Origin of the sequence: Streptomyces sp. NPDC052101 (assembly GCF_040680235.1) — a bacterium.
Taxonomy (GTDB): Bacteria; Actinomycetota; Actinomycetes; order Streptomycetales; family Streptomycetaceae; genus Streptomyces.
Genome location: NZ_JBFAWH010000010.1, coordinates 1 through 20,032, shown reverse-complemented (window position 1 = coordinate 20,032; position 20,032 = coordinate 1). Strand labels below are relative to the sequence as shown.

Annotated in this window: 16 protein-coding genes; 8 read left to right on the top strand and 8 right to left on the bottom strand. The window is 70.2% G+C overall.

Annotation, left to right across the window (positions count from 1 at the left end):
• Nucleotides 1–37: 37 nt before the first annotated feature.
• Nucleotides 38–1,273: a glycoside hydrolase family 88 protein gene (locus AB0L75_RS19030; RefSeq protein ID WP_365182171.1), complete on the bottom strand. Its 1,236-nt coding sequence runs from the start codon at nt 1,271–1,273 to the stop codon at nt 38–40.
• A 289-nt stretch (nt 1,274–1,562) separates the two neighbouring features.
• Between AB0L75_RS19030 and AB0L75_RS19025 the strand changes: the two genes are divergently transcribed.
• From AB0L75_RS19025 to AB0L75_RS19010, 4 genes are all read left to right on the top strand, one after another.
• The gene (locus tag AB0L75_RS19025; protein WP_365182169.1) at nt 1,563–2,525 is read left to right on the top strand and encodes an ABC transporter ATP-binding protein; all 963 of its coding nucleotides are present in this window, start codon (nt 1,563–1,565) and stop codon (nt 2,523–2,525) included.
• The gene (locus AB0L75_RS19020) at nt 2,522–3,934 is read left to right on the top strand and encodes an ABC transporter permease (protein WP_365182167.1); all 1,413 of its coding nucleotides are present in this window, start codon (nt 2,522–2,524) and stop codon (nt 3,932–3,934) included. The genes AB0L75_RS19025 and AB0L75_RS19020 overlap by 4 nt, the downstream gene beginning before the upstream one ends.
• A gap of 4 nt (nt 3,935–3,938) precedes the next feature.
• The gene (locus AB0L75_RS19015; protein ID WP_365182165.1) at nt 3,939–6,689 is read left to right on the top strand and encodes an alkaline phosphatase family protein; all 2,751 of its coding nucleotides are present in this window, start codon (nt 3,939–3,941) and stop codon (nt 6,687–6,689) included.
• A 236-nt stretch (nt 6,690–6,925) separates the two neighbouring features.
• Nucleotides 6,926–7,369 (top strand): universal stress protein, encoded by a 444-nt coding sequence (locus AB0L75_RS19010; protein ID WP_365182163.1) that lies wholly within the window; start codon nt 6,926–6,928, stop codon nt 7,367–7,369.
• Nucleotides 7,370–7,440: 71 nt separating this feature from the next.
• On the opposite strand, the gene AB0L75_RS19005 is transcribed toward AB0L75_RS19010, so the two are convergent.
• Nucleotides 7,441–8,703: an MFS transporter gene (locus tag AB0L75_RS19005; RefSeq protein WP_365182161.1), complete on the bottom strand. Its 1,263-nt coding sequence runs from the start codon at nt 8,701–8,703 to the stop codon at nt 7,441–7,443.
• Nucleotides 8,700–10,067 carry an MBL fold metallo-hydrolase gene (locus tag AB0L75_RS19000; protein ID WP_365182159.1) on the bottom strand — a complete coding sequence of 456 codons (1,368 nt, stop codon included), beginning with the start codon at nt 10,065–10,067 and terminating at the stop codon, nt 8,700–8,702. Before AB0L75_RS19000 ends, AB0L75_RS19005 begins: the two co-directional genes overlap by 4 nt.
• A gap of 73 nt (nt 10,068–10,140) precedes the next feature.
• Between AB0L75_RS19000 and AB0L75_RS18995 the strand changes: the two genes are divergently transcribed.
• Nucleotides 10,141–10,818 carry a metalloregulator ArsR/SmtB family transcription factor gene (locus tag AB0L75_RS18995; RefSeq protein WP_365182157.1) on the top strand — a complete coding sequence of 226 codons (678 nt, stop codon included), beginning with the start codon at nt 10,141–10,143 and terminating at the stop codon, nt 10,816–10,818.
• A complete protein-coding gene (locus AB0L75_RS18990) occupies nt 10,815–11,987 on the top strand; it encodes a cysteine desulfurase family protein (protein ID WP_365182155.1) in 1,173 nt (390 codons plus the stop codon). Before AB0L75_RS18995 ends, AB0L75_RS18990 begins: the two co-directional genes overlap by 4 nt.
• Before the next feature lie 26 nt (nt 11,988–12,013).
• Here the strand turns inward: AB0L75_RS18990 and AB0L75_RS18985 are convergent, their stop codons facing one another.
• The 4 genes from AB0L75_RS18985 to AB0L75_RS18970 form a co-directional block, all read right to left on the bottom strand.
• Complete coding sequence (locus AB0L75_RS18985; protein WP_365182153.1) at nt 12,014–12,598, bottom strand: GNAT family N-acetyltransferase; 585 nt, start codon at nt 12,596–12,598, stop codon at nt 12,014–12,016.
• A 237-nt stretch (nt 12,599–12,835) separates the two neighbouring features.
• Nucleotides 12,836–14,023: an IS4 family transposase gene (locus AB0L75_RS18980; RefSeq protein WP_365182575.1), complete on the bottom strand. Its 1,188-nt coding sequence runs from the start codon at nt 14,021–14,023 to the stop codon at nt 12,836–12,838.
• Between the two features lie 97 nt (nt 14,024–14,120).
• Complete coding sequence (locus AB0L75_RS18975; protein ID WP_365182151.1) at nt 14,121–14,678, bottom strand: GNAT family protein; 558 nt, start codon at nt 14,676–14,678, stop codon at nt 14,121–14,123.
• A gap of 53 nt (nt 14,679–14,731) precedes the next feature.
• Nucleotides 14,732–15,547, bottom strand: coding sequence for an SAM-dependent methyltransferase (locus AB0L75_RS18970; protein WP_365182149.1), 816 nt, complete (start codon nt 15,545–15,547; stop codon nt 14,732–14,734).
• 250 nt (nt 15,548–15,797) lie between these two features.
• Between AB0L75_RS18970 and AB0L75_RS18965 the strand changes: the two genes are divergently transcribed.
• Nucleotides 15,798–17,366 carry an alpha/beta hydrolase gene (locus AB0L75_RS18965; RefSeq protein ID WP_365182573.1) on the top strand — a complete coding sequence of 523 codons (1,569 nt, stop codon included), beginning with the start codon at nt 15,798–15,800 and terminating at the stop codon, nt 17,364–17,366.
• A gap of 118 nt (nt 17,367–17,484) precedes the next feature.
• Here the strand turns inward: AB0L75_RS18965 and AB0L75_RS18960 are convergent, their stop codons facing one another.
• On the bottom strand, nt 17,485–18,519 hold the full coding sequence (locus AB0L75_RS18960) for a sphingomyelin phosphodiesterase (RefSeq protein WP_365182147.1): 1,035 nt from the start codon (nt 18,517–18,519) through the stop codon (nt 17,485–17,487).
• Between the two features lie 184 nt (nt 18,520–18,703).
• On the opposite strand from AB0L75_RS18960, the gene AB0L75_RS18955 reads away from it, so the two are divergent.
• On the top strand, nt 18,704–19,813 hold the full coding sequence (locus AB0L75_RS18955) for a CapA family protein (RefSeq protein ID WP_365182146.1): 1,110 nt from the start codon (nt 18,704–18,706) through the stop codon (nt 19,811–19,813).
• Nucleotides 19,814–20,032: the final 219 nt, after the last annotated feature.

Sequence of the window (20,032 nt, the reverse complement as noted above, 5' to 3'; positions counted from 1 at the left end):
CTGGGTCTGCGGCACCGCCGGACCGCCGCGGGCCCGGTCAGCGCGTCGGCATCGACAGGTCGATCGCCCGGTCCACGTCCTGCGGCCGGAGCACGCGCAGGATGCCTTCGAGCAGGTAGTAGTCGCCGTAGGGGAGGGAGATCTCGATGCCGTCCTCGGCCGGCCGGTTGCGGGTGCAGCGGGCCACGATCGCGTCCGCGCGGGTGGACTTCCTCGTGAGGCAGGTTTCCGACAGCGCGGTGAGGATCCGCAGGGCGACCTGCCGGTAGTCGGGCCTGCCGGTCGCGTCGGACAGGTCGAGCAGCCCGCACGCCATGACCGCACCCGCCGACGCGTCCTTGACGTCGTACGGCTGCTGCGGTGCGCGGTAGTCCCACACGGGGACGTGGTCCGGACTCAGCGCCTCCACCGCGAAGTCGGCGAGTCTGCGCGCCGTGGACAGGAACTGCTGGTCCGCGGTCCGGCGGTACATCGTGGTGAAGCCGTAGATACCCCAGGCCTGCCCGCGGGACCAGCAGGAGGCCGGGCTGTAGCCCTGGACGGTGTTCGGGCCTATCGGCGCGCCGGTCTCGGGGTCGAAGTCGAAGACATGGGGCGTCGAACCGTCCCGGCGGGGAAAGACCCGCTGGGCCGTCCTGGCATGCTCGACGGCGATGCGGAGGTACTTCTCGTCGCCCGTCTGCCGGCCGGCGAAGGCCAGCAGATCGAGATTCATGATCGTGTCCATGATGACCCGACCCGCGTTGTCCGGGTCGTTCAGCGCCCCCCACGCCCGGATGAAGTGGCCACGCGGGTTGTAGCGCTGGATCAGCGAGTCGGCTGCCTGGATGGCGCCCGCGCGCCAGCTGTCGTCGCCGGTCAGCCGCCATGCGGTGACCCAGGACGGGTAGAAGAGGAAGCCGAGATCGTGGGTGCTGGTGTCGGTCCGGCGCGGAGCGAGTCTGCGGGCGGAGTCGATCGCCAGCGTTCGGAACGTCTCGTCCTTGCTGTAGAGATACGCCATCCACAGGGTTCCGGGCCAGAACCCTCCCACCCAGTCGCCGTTCGGCGAAAAGACCCACTTCTCGAACTTCGTGCCGACGGGAAAGGCGCTCACTCCGGGCGCGACTGCGCGCAACTTCTCGACGGCGTAGTCGGCCGCCGCGCCGAGCGTACGCGCGGTCGTCGCCGAGCCCTGGGGGCCTTCGGAAGCCTCCGCGGCCTGCGGGGATGAGGCGGCGGTTGCCGTGGCGCCGGCTGCCACGGCGAGCACAGTACGCCGGGAAACGCTCATGGACGTGCCTCCAAGTGGGCCATACGGCAGGGGCATTGAGCGAGTCTGGCACGGGAGCGGTCTCGGCGTACACCCACGTGTGCGGAGTTCATGTATATGACTCGATGTGTATCTCCCCTCCCGTTGACGTTCCGCCAGATTGCCTATGACGTAAGGGGATTGGCTGGATTTACGGCTATCCACTCGGTGGATGTCTGTTGTCTTCCGTTTTCTGAGCGTTCAACTGGCTATCCCTGTGGGTGTCGTGTGCCATCCCTAGCCTCCTTGAGGCTCTTGAAAGAAGGGGTTCATGGACTCACTCCTCGCGATCCGGGCGCGCGGGATCACCAAGTGCTTCGGCGATGTCGTCGCACTCGACGGCATCGATCTGGATGTGGCGCAGGGACAGATCCACGGCCTGGTCGGGCCGAACGGTGCCGGCAAGACGACGCTCCTCGGGCTCATGCTCGGCCTGGCCGTGGCCGACAGCGGCCGGCTGGAGATCCTCGGCGCGCCGGTGGGCCGCACGTTCGCTGCTCCCGACGGCGTCGCCGGGTTCGTGGACGGGCCGGGGCTCTACCCCTGGCTCACCGCCAGGCAGAACCTCGCCGCGCTGGCCGCTCTGCGCGGTCAGGACGCGCGTACGGCGGGGGTCGACGACGCGCTGGAACAGGTCGGGCTCGCCGATGTCGTCGACGACCGGGCCCGCGGCTTCTCGCTGGGCATGCGGCAACGGCTAGGACTCGCCGCCGCCCTGCTGACCAAGCCCCGGCTGCTCGTGCTGGACGAGCCGTCCAACGGCCTCGACCCGGCCGGCAAGAAGCACGTACACGGGGTCCTCGCCCGGCTCGCTGCGGAGGGGACCGGTGTCGTGCTGTCGAGCCACCGTATGGACGACCTGGAGGCGTTGTGCTCCGAGGTCACCATCCTCGCCACCGGGCGGATCGTCTTCTCCGGTCCCCTGGGCAAGCTGGCCGCCGAGAACCGTGAACTCGACTACCGGCTGACCACCTCCGACCCGCACGCCGCCCGTCGGCTCGCGGCCGACGCGGCGGGCGTTCGCGTGGTCGACGACGCGGCGGGACGCCACGGCGTCGAGACGCTCGTCGTACGGGCGTTGGTGCCCGCCCTCGACGAACTGGTGGCGCGGCTGGTGCGGTCCGGCATCGCGTTGCGTGAACTCAGCCCCCTGGTGTCCCCGCTGGAGGCGGCGTTCCTCGCCCTCACCGAGCAGCAGGGCGCCGCCGTCCAGCCGCAGGAGGCCGGTCGATGACCGCATCCGGATCCGCGTCCGCGCCCACATCCGCGACCGTCGTCGCACCCGCACCCGCCCCCGCCCCGGCACCCCCCGCCGGCTCCGCCCGTGTCTCGGTTGCCCGGGGCTACCGCTTCGAACTGGTCAAGCTCGTCTCGCAGTGGCGGATCCGTCTGCTGGTCCTCGCCTGCTGGATCGTGCCGGCGCTCTTCGTCGCCGGAGTGAGCCAGCAGAGCACGCTGCCCGCCGACACCCTCTTCGGCCGGTGGATGCTCGCCACGGGCTGGGCCGGACCGCTGGTGATACTCGGCTTCTCGGGCACCTGGGCACTCCCGCTGCTGACCTCCGTGGTCGCCGGTGATGTGTTCGCCTCCGAGGACCGGCTCGGCACCTGGCGTCATCTGCTGGTGGCGATCCGCTCGCCGCGTCGGATCTTCGCGGCGAAGGCGCTGGCGAGTCTCACGGTGATCGTGCTGCTCGTGGCCGGACTCGCCGCATCGAGTACGGTCGGCGGGCTGCTGGCGATCGGCGACCGTCCGCTCGTCGGACTCGACGGCCACCTGCTCTCCCCGGGGGACGCCGCCGGCCGGGTCCTGCTCGCCTGGGCCTGCGTACTCGCCCCGACCTTCGCCCTCGCCGGGATCGGCCTCCTCGGCTCCGTCGTGCTGGGGCGGTCCCCGATGGGACTGCTGCTGCCGGCGGTCGTCGCGCTCGCGATGCAGCTCGCTCAGATGCTGCCGCTACCCGTCGCCGTCCGACTCGCCCTGCCCAGCTGGGCGTTCATCGCCTGGAACGGCCTGTTCACCAGCCCGGCGCGGCTCGGCCCCCTCGTCATCGGCATCGTGGTCAGCCTGGTGTGGGCCGTGACCGCGACGCTGATCGCCTATCTGCTGTTCCTGCGGCGCGACTTCACCGACCTGGCCGATGACGGATCGGCGCGTCGCGCCGTCACCGCGGGGCTCCTGCCGCTCGCCGGGCTGGTGGCCGTCACGGTCGGGGTCGTCGCGGCGGCGACCGGCGCGACCACGGGCTCCGGGATCCAGCAGGACAAGGTGGAGCACGCGCTCGCCAAGGAGTTCGCCCACCTCTATCGCATGCAGACCGCACAGCTCAACCGGCCCGCCGTCACCGAGGCACAGCTGAAGTCCACGGCGGCCTGCACCAAGGGTGACGTCAAGGAGGACGCCGAGGGCGCGGGCAACGACTGGCGCTGCGTCGTCACCTGGCATCTGCCCGGCGTCCAGGCCACGGGGCAGGCCGTCTACCAGCTCGACATCACCGCTGACGGGCGGTTCGTGGCCGATGGCGACGGACCGAAGGAAGTCAACGGCTACTTCCTGGTGCGCACCCCGACGGGAGACGCACCGAACCCGCTCTGGCAGTTCGACGGCGACGTCGACCTGCTTCCCGCCACCGCGAAGGGATGAGTCCATGCAGGTAACTCGCCGCCGTCGGCAAGTCGAGAAGGAGTACTTCGTCCTGCTCGGCAGACGTGTCGGCCGACGGGCGACGCTGGTCACGGCATGCATCACCACCGCCGCCCTGGCCACCGGCACCGCTGTCGCGGAAACGCGCCAGTTCGGCACCGACCAGGTCGGCCAGGTCACCGCCAGGGGCCAGGTCGTCTCCAGCGACCAGTACATCGCCCCGTACGGCAGCCGCCTCGTCATCGACGACGGCAAGATCATGTCATCGACGGTCAGCCCGGACGGCGGCCACCTCGCGGCCTCCGTAGCCGACGGTGACGCGGCGCTGGTCGTCGTGGACCTCAAGACCGGACAGGTGAAGCAGCGCGTCGGCACCAACGCGGCGGACGACCTGCGCATCAAGAGCGGTGCCGTCGGCCAGGAAGCCCCGGTGTACTCGCCCGACGGCTCACAGCTGTGGCTGGGCCAGGCCGACGGCTACACCAAGTTCACCGTGAACGCGGACGGCACCCTCGCCAACCCGACGACCGTCTCGATCCCGGCCGACGGCGTCAAGCACGCCCTCGTCGGCGCGGTGGTGTTCTCGGCCGACGGCTCCACCGTGTACTCCGCGGTCAACGGCCAGAACCGGGTGGTCGCCATCGACACCGTGACCGGCGCCGTCAAGCAGAGCTGGGCGGCGGGCAACGCCCCGCGCGGCATGGTTCGGGTCGGCGACAAGCTGTACGTCAGCAACGAGGGCGGGCGGGCGGCACAGCCCGGCGACACCACGATCAACTCCTACGGCACCCAGGTGCCGGCCGACCCGAAGACCGGCGCCACCACCACCGGCACCGTCAGCGTGATCGACCTGGCGGACCCGTCCGCCGCCGTCGGGACCATCGACGTCGGTCTGCACCCGACCGCCGTGTACGCCAAGGACGGGGCGGTGTTCGTCACCAACACCGCCGACAACAACGTGTCGGTCATCGACACCCGCAACGACAAGGTCGTACAGACCATCTCCACCGAGCCGTGGCCGGAGGCGTCGGTCGGCTACGAGCCGAACGCGGTGACGCTCACCGACGACGGGCATCTGCTGGTGACGCTGGGCCGCGCCAACGCGGTCGCCGTCTACCGGTACACCTCCGCGCAGGAGCCGGTCAGCTACGTCGGCCTGCTCCCGACGGACTACTTCCCCTCGGAGATCACCACCGTGGGCAGGACAGTGGTCGTCTCCAACACCCGTGGCATCGACGCGCGCCGCCCCGACAGCGCCGGTCACGGCACCCACGACACGACGTCGAGCCTCACGCAGTTCGCGCTGCCCGGCGACCGGGTCATCAGGTCCGAGACCCGCAAGGTCTTCCAGCAGAACGGCTGGACGGAGGACGCGGTCCAGCCGGCCGACAAGCACAGCAGGGCCAGGCCGACGGCGGTCCCGGTGCGGCTCGGAGACCCCTCGACGATCAAGCACGTCTTCCTCATCGTCAAGGAGAACCGGACCTACGACCAGGTCTACGGCGACATCCCGAGGGGCGACGGCGACCCGTCGCTGACGCAGTTCGGCGAGAACGTGACGCCGAACCAGCACGCGCTGGCCGAGCAGTTCGGGCTCTACGACAACACCTACGACATCGGCACGAACTCGGCCGAGGGCCACAACTGGCTGATGCAGGCCGACAACCCCGAGTACACCGAGTCCTCGGCGGGCGAGTACGCGCGCAGCTACGACACCGAGGACGACGCGCTCGGCCACCAGAAGACGGGCTTCCTGTGGAGCGGTGCGCAGGCGGCCGGCAACACCGTGCGGGACTTCGGCGAGTTCCAGCAGTTCCTGACCAAGCCGTCCGGCGCCAGCTGGCAGAACCTGTACTGCGACGCCAAGAACATGGACGCGACCGGGCAGGACACCGCCTACCCGCTGAACTCGTCCTCGCCGATACCGTCGCTCAACAGCGTGTCGGTGCCCGGCTTCCCGAAGTTCGACACCAGCGTCCCGGACGTCTACCGGGAGCAGATCTGGAAGCAGGACTTCGAGAAGAACGGTCCGGCGAACCTGAACATGTTCTGGCTCTCCAGCGACCACACCGGTGGTCCGGCGAGCCCCGCCGCCCAGGTCGCGGACAACGACCTCGCGACCGGCAGGATCGTCGACGAGATCTCGCACAGCAAGTACTGGAAGGACTCGGCGATCTTCGTCGTCGAGGACGACTCCCAGGCCGGCCTCGACCATGTCGACGGCCACCGTGCGCCGATCCAGATCATCAGCCCCTGGGCCCAGCACGACACGGTCGACAGCCACTACTACTCGCAGATCACCATGATCCGGACCATCGAGCAGATCCTCGGGATCCACCCGATGAACCAGAAGGACACCGCGGCCACCCCCATGCGCGGGGCCTTCACCCGGCACCCGGACTTCACGCCGTTCACGGCGCTGCCCAACCGGACCTCGCTCACCGACGGTCTGAGCACCCCGCCGTCCTGCGGCGTGGACACCCCGGCGAAGCAGGACGCCAAGGCGGCCATCGTGCCGGCGACGAAGGTGCCGGCGGACAAGCGGTCCCTCGCGGCCCAGTGGAACGCCTGGAAGGCGAAGCAGCGGCTGACCGGCCCCCGTGCCGTGCCCGACTACGCGAACCCGGCGCAGATGAACCACTTCACCTGGTACGAGACCCACAACTGGGCCACGCCGTACCCCGGTGAGAGCAGGATCTACGCCCCGGACGACGTACCGGGCGCATACCTCCCGTCCACGGAGAACGACGACTGACGCGGGCCGGCCCCGTCGAGGACCCCTGGTCGGCCACACGGCCCGCCAGGGGTCCTCGCCGTCTCCGGTCCGGTCCGGGGACCGTCAGTGCGTGCCGGGCTGGACGAGCGCCCCGAGGGCGCACATGAGCGAGGCGGCCGGACGCGTTGCCGTGGCGAGATGGCGGCGCCGCGTGCAGCGTGGAGACGGAGGGGGCCGGTCGACGGGGTGGGAGAGCCATAGGAGAGGTGGGACACATGGACAGGGATGCCTCCGAGCCCCGGGTGGTCGTCGGTGTCGACGGATCGTCGTCCTCGTACGAGGCCCTGCGCTGGGCCGTGCGGTACGCGGGCCTTGTCGGCGGCACCGTGGAGGCGGTCGCGGTGTGGGAGCTGCCCGGGCTGTACGGCTGGTCGGCGCCCGCCGTGGACATGGACGTCGACGAGGAAGAGACCCGGCAGCGGGTGCGGACGGAGCTGACCGACGTGCTCGGCGCGGACGCGGCCGACACGGTCCGCAGCCATGTGGTGCACGGCAACCCCGCCGACGTGCTGCTGCGGGCCGCCGAGGGGGCCGAGGTCCTGGTCGTCGGCAGCCGGGGCAGGGGCGGGTTCGCGGCCGCCCTGCTCGGCTCGGTCAGCCAGCATGTGTCACAGCATGCGCCCTGCCCGGTCGTGATCGTGCGCGCCCAGAAGCAGTGACTGATCCCGCCACCCCCGGTCCATGACATTCATGCATGCGTGCGCGCCCGCGTAGAGGGACGGGCTGGCGGTCAGCGGCCGGGGTCGTGTTCGGTGATCCAGCGCGCGGCGAGGAGGCCGGAGGCGGCGGTGAGGACGGCGGCGGCGATGACCGTGGCGTTCAGGCCGAGGGCGTCGGCGAGGATGCCCGCGACCAGGGCGCCGACGGCGTAGCCGATGTCGCGCCAGAAGCGGTAGGTGCCCAGCGCGTTTGCCCGCCAGGCCGGGTGCGCGTGATCGGAGACCGAGGCGATCAGGGCCGGGTAGACCATGGCCGTGCCGAGTCCGAGCGCGATGGCGGAGAGGACGCCCGCCAGCAGCGGGGTGTCCAGCAGGGCGAGGGCCAGGACGAACCCGGCGGCCTGGACGAGCATGCCGCTGACGATGAGGGGCTTGCGGCCGAGGCGGTCCGAGAGGTGGCCGGTGGGGATCTGGCCGAGGCCCCACAGGATGGGATACAGGCCCTTGATGAGACCGACCGCGGCGAGGCCAAGACCGTGGTCGGTGAACAGCAGGGGGAAGACACCCCAGGTGAGGCCGTCGTTGAGGTTGTTGACCAGGCCGGCCTGGCTGGCACCGCGCAGGGACCGGTGGTGCCAGGAGGTCCGGGCGAAGGTGGCGGCCGGCGTGGTGCTCTCGGTGGACGGCAGCGGCTTGGTGTGCTGGGACAGTTCGAGGGCGACATGCGCGGCGGTGTCGCGTACGACCAGGGCGAGGGCGAGCCCGGCGGCGACGAAGATCACGCCGATGAGTTCGGGGACGGGGCGGAGGCCGTAGGCCGTGGCGAGGTAGCCGGTGACCAGGGCGGTGGTGCCTACGGCGGTGTAGCCGGCCGCCTCGTTCAGGCCGGTGGCCAGTCCTCGGCGTGCGGGGCCGACCAGGTCGATCTTCATGTTGACGGTCATCGACCAGGTCAGGCCCTGGTTCAGGCCGAGCAGGACGTTGGCGGCGACGATCCAGCCCCAGGAGGGCGCCCACGCGAGGGCGAACGGCACGGGGATGCCGATGAACCAGCCGGTCACGAGGAGCTGCTTGCGGCGGAAGCGGGCCGTGAGCGCGCCGGCGGCGAGGTTGGTCAGGGCCTTGGTGAGACCGAAGGCGATGATGAAGGAGAAGACGGCCAGGTCATCGGTGAGGCGGAAGGTGCGGGCACCGATGAGCGGGACGGTGGTGCGTTCCAGGCCGACCAGGCCGCCGACGCAGATGTTGACGATGACGAGCAGCGTGAACTGCGGCCAGTTCTCCCGGAGCCCCAGCTGAACGGGCTTGGCCGCGGACACGGCCGTCGCGCTCACCGGGCGCCCTCGGTGAGATGCTCGCCGTGGGCGGCGGCGTAGTCGCCGGGGCTGCCGTTCAACACGGTGAGGCCGCTGTGGCCGGCGTGCTCCAGGACGCTGGCGGCGGTCATCGCGCGCTCCCCGTGCCCACAGGCTACGACCGCGCCTGCGGGGACCTCGGCGGCGTGGGCGGCGAGCGTCCCGAGTTCGAGGTGGAGGGCGCCGGGAACGTGCCCGGCGGCGTACTCGGCCTTCTGCCGGACGTCGACGTACGGGGCCGTCGGCGCCTGGTCGGGGGTGGCGAACGCGGTGGCCGAGATCGGGAGGCCGGCCTCCTGCCAGGCGGTCGTGCCGCCCGCGAGGCGGCCCGCGAGACGCTCGTAGCCGATCTTGTAGGCCTGCCAGACCAGCTCTGACACGTCCTGGTCGTCGCCGATGACGAAGGCGATGGGAGCCTCAGCGGGCAGGAGCCACCCCAGCCAGGTGGCGAACTGCGCGCGCAGGGGTATGGAGATCGATCCCGGTATGTGCCCGCAGGCGTACTGCGCCGCCGGACGGACGTCGACCACATGGCCGCCGTCGGCGAGCAGCGCACGCACCTGCCCGGTGTCCAGCGCCGGCAGCGACGGTGTCGCGGACAGGACGGCGGGGCCGCGCCGGTTCGCCCCGGCGAGCCGGTCGAAGTAGGCGGGGTAACTGCCGAGGCCCGCGATCAGGAGGGTCACGAAGGCCTCCTCGTCGGGTGCGGCGAGCAACGGGTTCGCCGCCTTCTCGGCGCCGATGGTGCTGGTGCGCTCGGCACCGGGCGGCACGGAGCAGAACGAGCCCGCGCCGTGGGTCGGCCACACCGCCGTCGGGTCCGGCAGCCGGGTGAGCCGCTTGAGGGAGCGGTACTGCGCGCGGGCCAGTTCCTCGGTGCGTCCGGCGCCGAGGAGATCGGTGCGGGCGGCCGAGTTCACGATCAGGGAGCCACCGGTGAACGCCCCGAGCGGGCGCTCGCCGTCCAGCAGCAGGAAGGACAGGTGCTCGTCGGTGTGCCCGGGGGTGGCCAGGGCGCGTAGCGTCAGCCCGCCGAGGTCGACCTCGTCGCCGTCCGCGAGGCCCCGGTGCGCGAAGGTACGCCGGCCGGCGGCCGAGGCCAGCACGGTGGCTCCGTGGTCGTGCCCGAGCTGGACGGCACCGGACAGGAAGTCGGCGTGCAGATGGGTGTCGGCCGCGAACGCGACGCGCAGCCCGCGCCGGCCGGCGGCGGCGTGCAGGGCGCGCAGGTCGCGGCTCGCGTCCACGGCCAGGGCGCGGTCGTCGCCCAGGTCGACGAGGTAGGCGCTGTTGCCCAGCCCCTCGTCCACCAGCGGGATCAGATGGTCGTCGGCGAAGCCCACGGCGGTTCCTCCCCAATGCGTCCCAGGTGTGATTTCTTCCTCTACAATATTCCATGGATTTATGGAGGATGCCATGGCGGAGACCACCACAACCGGCTCGAAGGCGCAGCTGTACGACGCGTTCGCGGCCAGCGGTAAGGCGCTGGCCAGCGGAAAACGCCTGGAACTGCTCGATCTGCTCGCTCAGGGCGAGCGGACCGTCGACGCCCTCGCGAAAGCGGCCGGGCTGAACCTGACGACCGCGTCGGCGCACCTGCAGACACTCAAGCAGGCCGGGTTCGTCGCCACCCGCCGGGAGGGCGTGCGCATCCACTACCGGCTCGCCGGGGACGATGTCGCCCTGCTGTTCGCGCTGCTGCGCAAGGTCGCGGAGACGCACCAGGCTGCCGTGCCGACCGCCCGCGACGCCTACCTCGGTGACGACGGAGCCGTGGAGGTCAGCCGCGAGGAACTCCACGCGCGCGCCGCGGCGGGAGATGTCACCGTGCTCGATGTGCGGCCGGCGGAGGAGTACCGGGCCGGGCACATCCCCGGCGCGCTCTCCATTCCGGTCGGCGAACTGGCCGACCGCATCGACGAGTTGCCCGAGGACGCCGAGATCGTCGTGTACTGCCGCGGTGAGTACTGCGTCCTCGCCTACGACGCCGTCCGCCTGCTGTCCGACCGAGGACGACGGGCCATCCGCCTCAGCGACGGCATGCTCGAATGGCGCCTTGCCGAGATGCCCGTGGACACGGCGGAGCCGACGTGACCGGCACGCTCCTGTCCCGGCCCGGGCCGCCCGCAGGGCCCGTCTACCTGGACTACAACGCCACCACACCGGTCGACCCGAGGGTTGCCCAGGCCATGCTCCCGTATCTGACCGACTTCTTCGGCAACCCCTCCAGCAGCCACCCCTACGGCACCGAACCCCGCCGGGCGCTCGCCGAGGCGCGCGCCCAGGTGGCCGCGCTGATCGGCGCGCGCCCGTCCGAGGTCGTCCTCACCTCCTCCGGCTCCGAGGCCGACCTGCTCGCTCTGCGCGGTGCGATGCTCGCGTCCGGTCGGACCCGTCCCCGTCTCATCACCCAGATCACCGAACACCCGGCGGTTCTGGAAACGGCCCGCGCCCTTGCACGCCTGCACGGCGCGCGCGTGACGGTGCTGCCGGTCGACGGTGACGGGCTGGTCGACCCGGCCGAGCTGGCCGCCGCCCTCACCGAGGACACGGTGCTGGTGTCGGTGATGGCCGCCAACAACGAAACCGGGGCCCTCCAGCCCATCGCCGAACTCTCCGCCCTCGCCCGCGCCCACGGCGCGCTGTTCCACTGCGACGCCGCCCAGGCCGCGGGGAAGATCCCCCTCGACGTACGGGCCCTGGGCGTGGACCTGCTGACGGTGGTCGGGCACAAGATGTACGCGCCCAAGGCCACGGCCGCGCTGTACGTACGCGAGGGCGTGCCGCTGGAGCCCGTCGTCTACGGCGGCGGTCAGGAACGCGGCCTGCGGGCCGGCACCGAGAACGTCGCCCTGGCCGTCGCGCTGGGGACCGCGGCGCGGCTGGCCGCCGAGGATCTCGCCGACGGCCGGGTGCGGCGGATCGCCGTACTGCGCGACGGCCTGCACCGGCGACTGACCGAGGGCCTGCCCGGCCGCGTCCGTCTCAACGGCCCGGCCGGGGACCGCCTGCCGAACACACTGAACGTCACCATCGACGGTGCACTCGGGCATGAACTCCTCGCCGCATGCCCCGAGATCGCCGCCTCGACCGGTGCGGCCTGCCACAGCGGCACCCACGAGCCGTCGCCCGTCCTGACCGCCATGGGCCTGCCGGCACAGCGGGCACTGGGCGCACTGCGCCTGTCACTGGGCCGCTGGAGCAGCGACAAGGACATCGAGACCGCGGCGGCCGCCCTGGTCCGCGCGGCTGCCGTCCGATGACCGACACCTCGGCGGCTGCTTCGGTGTCACCACAGCTTGTCGATCTGTCCGGGATACAACTCGATGCGGCTGTGCCGGAAGGACGCCTCGGTCCGGCGGGCGTCGGTCGAGAAGAAGTCGGCCATCGTGACCTTGTCGAAGCCGGGCCGGTCACTGGGAAAGGGATCCTCCGGTGTCCCGCCGATCAGTATGGCGCCGGGGAGCACCCGCCAGCCCGCGCTCTCGTAGAACCCCTGCAACACGCTGTCGCAGGTGAACAGACCCAGATCGAACCCGCCTGTGCTCATCGCCTCCCGGGCCGCCGCCACCAGGTGGCGGCCGTGTCCGTGCCCACGACTCTCCCGCCCCACCACGACGGTGCTCAGCCCTCCCGCGGCATAGCGCCGACCCGCGTGAACGATCTCCTTGGACAGGATGTCCAGAGCCGCCAGCACCTTCTCGTCCTCGTCGACGAGCAGCATCGACAACGGACGTAGCGCGGGATCGTGGGACGGGGCGTCGGCAGGGGCGAGTGACCCGGGCGGGGAAGGCCACGCCTGCTCCTGGAGTTCCCGCACCTGCACACGCAGCGGGAAGGGTGTGGCCTGCTCGGGAAAGGACAGAATACGCACGCGCCGATTCTCCTGATACGCCCGACGCGCGCAAGTGGTTTACCTGCAATGCCATTGACTTAGGGGTCTGGTGGGGGTGCGATGGCAGGTATGACCTGCAGGGTTTCGACTGGCCAGCAGGTGGGCTGGGACGGTCGCGGGCGGTCGGGGTTCCAGGACAGGAAGCGGGACATCTTCCGTTTGACCTGGCGGATGACGGTGCGCAGACGGCGGGGCTGTTTGATCTCCTCTTGGAGTTCACGTTCCGTCGTGGAGGGCTGGGGAGGGGGGAAAATCCCTGCTTGGTGAGGTGATGCTGCGGCGTGCTGCCCGCAGAGCGGCGGCGAAGGACAGCCGGTCGGGATCGAGAGGCTCGCTGCGGTTCATGGCCGCCGCGTGCATCAGCACTCTCAGCCCGGTGTAGACGGCCAGGTGTGCATAGACCTCCTGGAACACCAGGTCCGGGATCTTGCTCGGCAGCACGGTGCGGGTACCGATCTGAGTGGTTTTCAGCTCGGCCAGGGTGTTCTCCACTTCCCAGCGCTCGCCGTAGAGCGCGGCGAGTTCGGCTGCAGGCGCCCGGGCAGGGTCCATCAGCGTGGTGATCAGGCGGTATGTCTCACCGGGCTTGCGGCCTGGCACGTCCAGTGTGTACTCGATGACGCGCACGCTTATGTCCTGCGGCGCACGGACACTGCGGCCCCGGCCGCCGTGGACCGTGGAGATCCAGGAGCCGTCCGGGAGGGCCTCCTCGACAGGGAGTTTCCAGATGCCGGGGATGCGCCACAGCAGATCGGCGCCGGTGGCCGCCATCACCTGCCACAGATATGCGCCGGGCAGACCACGGTCACCCAGCACGAGCATCCCCGGCCCGAGGGACGGAGCCAGGCCCTCGACCAGGACTCGCTCCTTGACCCTGTAGGAGTCGGCGACCGCGTCCACGATTACGTGTGTGCCGGCTTCGACCAGCACCGCGAGCCGGACCAGCGGATAGCCGGTCGGCCCCTTGTCCGGCCTGGCCCGCAGCCGCCCCAGCGCCGCTTCGTTCGCGGCGGTGTCCGCCACCGCAAGCGTGGTGCCGTCGACGGCCATCACCCGCAGTCCCCGCCAGAAAGCACCCGGCGTCCGCTCGTCCGCCACCGCCGCACCTGCATGCACCAGCAGTTCCCGGAATGGCTCAACGCCCAACTTCCGGCGGGCCCGGAAGACCGCGGCCTTGTCCGGCACCCGCCACGGTCCCCAGCCGTGCTCGACTCGGGCCGGCTGCGCGAGCAGGCGTAACACCTCACGATAGGGCTCAGGGCAGAACAAAGCCCTGGCCAGCATGAAGTACACCATCAGCCGTGGCGGAAGCAGCCGCTGACGCACCTCACGGGGCTGACTCTTCCCGAGCACAGCATCCACCAACTCCGGTGGAAACACCGCCGTGAGATCCCCAAGCGCCACACGATCGACCAGCCGAGCAGCCACGGAACACCACCCCTGGTATCCGTTGAACCGCCAACGCAGCCCAAAGTCAACGGCATTGGGTTTACCTGCCGGGCTATGTCTCGCGTATCGGGTGCAGTTGGGCGAACTCGTCGGCGAGCATGCCCATCACGACGACATCGCGGTGCCGGCCGGCGAGGAACACCCGGTCCCGTAGCAGGCCCTCCTCGACGAATCCGAGACGTCGGTGCAGGGCCAACGACGCCTCGTTGTGCGCGAAGATCCGTGCCTCGCACTTGTGAAAGCGCCGCTCGGCGAACATGAAACACAACAGGAGCACCACTGCCTGCGCGGCATAGCCGTTGCGTCGATGATCAGCGCCGATCGTCACGCCGTACTCGAACCAGCCCGCACGGGCGTCGGCGTGGTGGGAGCCGACGGCACCGACCAGTTCGCCCGTGTCGACGGCCTCGACGGCGAGCTGGAAGCAGTCACCGTCGGGTGCGGCCACGGCCTGCGCCCTGGCCCAGGCGCGGAAGCCCTCCGCGGAGCGCGGCGGGTTCAGCAGGTCCCCCAGGTTCTCCTCGTCCTCGGCGAACCGCATGAACCCGGCCCAGTCGTCGGGCTCGATACCGCGCAGGCGTATCCGCTCGCCCTTCCAGAACGATGCCATCACGCCATCCGATCATGACCCAGGACGCGACGTCCAGGGCCCCCGCTGTCCGGTTACGGCTTGCGGGCGAGGCCGCCGTGTTCGGCGACGATCTCCGGCGCGGGCGAACCAGGTTCCGGACGCCACTGCGTGACCGAGACGACACCGGGCTCGATGAGTTCCAAGCCGTCGAAGAACGCGGTGATCTCGTCCACGGTGCGCAGGTTGTACGGAACGGCACCGCTGTCGTTGTAGGCGTCCTGGGCCCGCTCGAAGACGGGGTCGATGCCGCGGGAACCGTCGTTGACGGAGAGGTGACTGCCCGACGGCAGGGCGTCCATCAGACGAGTGACGATGGAGCGGGCCTGGGCGTGGTCGGCGACATGTCCCAGGATGTTGCTGAGGATCAGGGCGGTGGGGCGGCCGAAGTCCAGTGTCTCGGCGGCGGCCGCGAGGATCCGGTCCGGATCCGTCACGTCCGCGTCGATGTAGGCGGTCGCGCCCTCGGGGGAGGAGTAGAGCAGGGCGCGGGCGTGGGCCAGGACCATGGGGTCGTTGTCGACGTAGACGATCCGCGCCTCGGGAGCGAGCCGCTGGGCGACCTCATGCGTGTTGTCGGCGGTCGGCAGTCCCGTGCCGATGTCCAGGAACTGCCGGATGCCCGCCTCGCGGACCAGATACGCGATGTTGCGGTGCAGAAAGGCACGGCTGCCGCGGGCGATCGTGACGATGCCGGGGAAGACGGCCGTGTACGCGTCGCCGGCCTGCTCGTCGACGGGGTAGTTGTCCTTGCCGCCGAGCCAGTAGTTCCAGATGCGGGCGGAGTGCGGCACCGACGTGTCGATCTTCTGGTGCGTCGGCGGTTCGGATCTCGTCGCGGGGTCGGTCATGAGTCGCTGTCCGTCTTCTCAGTCGTGGCGTGGATCATTCATGGCACAACTTACGCCCGAAAGCCCGCCGTTCGCCCATGGGTGACGGTGAACGGCTCGCAGGGGTTCTCCTCCGTACGTCTCTTTCTGTGTACGCCTGGAGGCGTAGCGAGATCGCCCGGCAGATGGATCCGCAACCCACGCTGACACGAAATTGTCGTCTGGTCCTGTAAGTTGACAGAAAGGAACGCCCATCGTGCGGATAGGACGCATGGCGCCCTTGCTCACCGTGGGGGTCGCGGCGGCCGTGGTCGCCACTCTCGCCCCGGTGGCGCAGGCATCCGCGGCGGAACCGCTGAAGAAATTCGCGGACCAGAAGCCGACATGGCACCGCTGCGACGCCTCGCAGCCCGCCGCCTTACAGTGCGCGACGATCAGAGTCCCGCTCGACTACAACCACCCCGGCGCCAAGACGATCCAGCTGGCCATCTCCCGTATGAAGACCAGCGTCCCGGGCAAGCGGCACGGCGTGATCCTCTTCAATCCCGGTGGTCCGGGCGGCGAGGGCCTGGACATGCCGGTCATGATGAAGGGCGCGTTGCCCAAGAAGGTTCTGGACCAGTACGACCTCATCGGGTTCGACCCGCGTGGTGTGGGCCGCAGCAGCCCCGTCACCTGCGGTCTCACGGGCACGGAACAGAACTTCCAACACGCCTACAAGCCGGAGACGTTCAGCCGCGACGTCAAGTGGGCCCGCACCGTCGCCGACAAGTGCCGTGCCAGGAACGGCGACAAGCTCCCGTACATCACCACGCGCAACACCGCCCGTGACATGGACGTCATCCGCACCGTTCTGGGCGAGAAGAAGATCAGCTACCTGGGCTACTCCTACGGGACGTACCTGGGCGCCGTTTACGCGCAGATGTTCCCCCAGCGGACCGACCGCTGGGTGCTGGACAGCGCGGTCGACCCCGCACGGGCGTGGCGCGGCATGATCCAGGTCTGGGCGGAGGGCACCGAGCCCGCGTTCACCCGCTGGACGGAGTGGACCGCGCAGCGCGACCGCACCTACAAGCTCGGCAACACCCCGGCCAAGGTGAAGAAGACGTTCTGGGACCTCATCGCCCGGGCCGACCGCTCTCCCATCGACGAGGGTGGCCAGAAGCTCACCGGCGACGACATCCGTGCCGCCCTGCGCGCCGAGTTCTTCAGCCCCAAGGGTGCGGCCCAGTCGGTCGTGGAACTCGAGCGTGCCGCCGACGGCCATGCGGTCTCCGGTCGCTCCCTCGCACCGGAGCACCAGCAGGGATCGGGCAGCGCTTCGGCTTTCGCCGCGCGGACACCGGCCGACAACGGCACGGCCGCCTTCTGGGCCGTGGTCTGCGGCGACACCGCGGCCTGGCCGCGCGACCCCGAGCAGTACCGGCATGACGCGATCCGGGACAAGGCCAGGTACCCGATCTACGGCGACATGGGGTCCAACATCATGCCCTGTGCGTTCTGGAACAAGCCGGCCGAAGCCGTGACCGCCGTGGACAACAAGGTGGGCGTGCTCACCGTCCAGAACCAGTGGGACTCCCAGACGCCCCTGGTCAGCGGCCTGGGCATGCACCGCGCCCTGAAGGGCTCGCGCATGGTCTACGTCCAGGGCGGCGAGGGCCACGGCGTCTACTCCGACGACCCGGGCGCCTGCGCCAACATCACGGTGAACGCCTACCTGAGCACCGGAGAGCTTCCGGCGAAGGATGTCACCTGCAAGGTGTCCGGCCGCCAGAGCCCCGGCGTGAACCAGCAGATCGCCCCGGCACCGCAGCACACACCGCAAGCGCCCCGCTTCTGACGCAGTCGGGTGAACCCCCAGGTCAGGCCTGGGGGTTCAGTGCTGTCCGGCCGGTGGACCCGCGCAGTGCCGCGGACGGGCAAGGCGCCCGTGTTTCCCACCGCCCGAGCCGCCAGGGTCAGTTGATCTGGAACGTCGCCTCGACCGGGTAGTGGTCGCTGGGAGCGTTGGTGTCGAGCTGGCCGTTGGTCCAGCCGGACTGCGGGTCGAAGTCCACCTTGACGGTGGACATCGCGGCCGGTATCGGACGCCCCGGCGCGTTCAGATACCCGAGGTAGTCGAGGTCGTCCCGGTAGTCCTTGGGGAAGGACTCGACGCCGGACATGTACTGACACCAGGCGGAGACCGGGCAGTCCATGGTCCGCAGCGTCTGGTTCGGGTCGGTGGCCGGGGTGCCGAGCACGCCGTTCACCGCGCTCTGGGCGTTGGCGTAGTCGCCGCGCGACTGGCCGCCGTAGTACTCCACGTTCATGTCGCCGCCGATGAGCACCGGCGCACTCGAACCGACGACGCCGTCGGCCCAGGAGCGGATCTCCCTGAGCTGGGCGAGCCGGGTGGACTGGGTCGTGTCGGTGGAGGTGTCGGACTCGTCGGCCTGCAGATGGGTGCCGACGACCCAGCTCTTCACGCCGCCCTTGTCGATCTGCACCAGCGCGGCACCCTTGTTGGCGTGGTAGTCCCAGGTGCCGTAGGTGGAGTTGCTGAAGACATGGGCGTACTGCGCGGTGATCGGGTACTTGGACAGGATCATCGTGCCGCCGTTGATGACGAACCACGAGTTGGAACAGTCACCGCTGATGCCCGTCCAGCCGCCGCCGGAACAGGTCTGGCCGACGACGGGGGTGTGGTACGGGTAGAGGTCGGCGAGCTTGCCGGTGATGTCGGCGGTCGAGGTGTTGTTGAAGTTCTCGTCCAGCACCACGACGTCCGCGCTGTGCTTGCGGATGATCGACTCGATGGTCGGGGTGCGCTCGGCGGCCTTCTCGTTCTGGGTGCTGTCGACGATCGCGGTGCCGAGATCGACGTTCCATGCGAACACCGAGAGGTCGGTGCCGGTGCCCGCGCTCGCGGTGGGGGCCGCGTAGCCGCTGAGGCCGAGCAGCGTGGCTGCCGCTGCGGAGGTGAGGGCGGTACCGGTACGACGCGAGAACATGCGCTCTCCTGGTGGCAGTGGGGACAGTCCCGACGCGCGATCGGCGTCGGGTCGCGTACATGACAGACTGACTGTAGGGGCTCGCCGGTACGGCCGAGGGAACATCGATCGATCTGTCCATGGAGAAAAGATGTATGGACAAGTTCGCCCGGCCGCGAGCGGATCCCACGCTTAATGTGGGGGTGTGGGCAAGGGCGTGGTGACGCTGTTCCTGTGCGGTGATGTCATGCTCGGGCGCGGCGTCGACCAGATCCTCCCGCAGCCCGGAAGTCCGGTGCTGCGCGAGGACTACGTCACGGACGCCCGGTCGTACGTCGAACTGGCCGAGGCGGTCAGCGGCCCCATCCCCGCGCCGGTCGACCCCGCCTGGCCGTGGGGCGAGGCGCTGCGGGTGCTGGAGCGGGCCGCCCCGGACGCCCGGATCGTGAATCTGGAGACGGCTGTCACCCGCAGTGACGCGTTCGCACCGGGCAAGGCGGTGCACTACCGGATGCACCCGGCCAACCTGCCCGCCCTGACCGTGGCCCGGCCCGATGTGTGCGTGCTGGCCAACAACCATGTGCTGGACTTCGGCCGGCCGGGACTGGCGGAAACCCTCGATTCGCTCGCGGACGCGGGAGTGCGGACCGCGGGCGCGGGGCGCGACGCCGAGGAGGCCCACGCGCTCGCGGAAGTCCGTGCCGGACCCGGTTCCCGCGTCCTGGTCCTCGCCCTGGGAGCCCTGTCCAGCGGCATCCCGCCCGACTGGGCCGCGACCACCCACCTGCCCGGCGTCGCCTACGTCCGCGAGGTGTCGCAGGCGGCAGCAGAGGCCGCCCTCCAGCGGGTACGACGGGCGAAGCGACCGGGCGACATCGTGGTCGTGTCGGTGCACTGGGGCTCCAACTGGGGCTACCTCGTCCCCCGCGACCAGAAGCGTTTCGCCCGCGCCCTGGTCGACGGCGGCGTCGACATCGTCCACGGGCACTCCTCCCATCATCCCCGCGCCGTGGAGGTGTACCGGGGCCGGCTGATCCTCTACGGCTGCGGCGACTTCATCGACGACTACGAGGGCATCTCGGGCTACGCGGAGTACCGCGACGACCTCCGGCTCGGCTACCTCGTCTCGGTGGCGGCGGACACCGGATGCCTCACCGGCCTGCGGATGTTCCCCCTGCAGGCGCGCCGGATGCGGCTGGAGAACGCGGCGGACCAGGACCGCGCATGGCTGCGAGCGACCCTCGACCGGATCAGCCGCGGCGTGCGCGTCGACGTGGCGGCCGACGGCATGCTCGGCCTCGTGCCCGGCTGGTGACCTGGAGCCGGGCACGGTCAGGGTCGCTGCCCGTGGCGGCGATCCCTCCACCGCCGGATGTCACGCGGTGCAGTAGTGGTATAGCCGGAGAGTCGCGGGTACCCGTCCGTTTGGCAGACGCTTCCTGAGAGGTCGTTTTCATCTGCAGTGTGGTAATGCATCCATGTTTGTGCGGGGCAGTGGTCTGGTGTTGATGAGGGTGCTGAGTCGGTCGTGTTT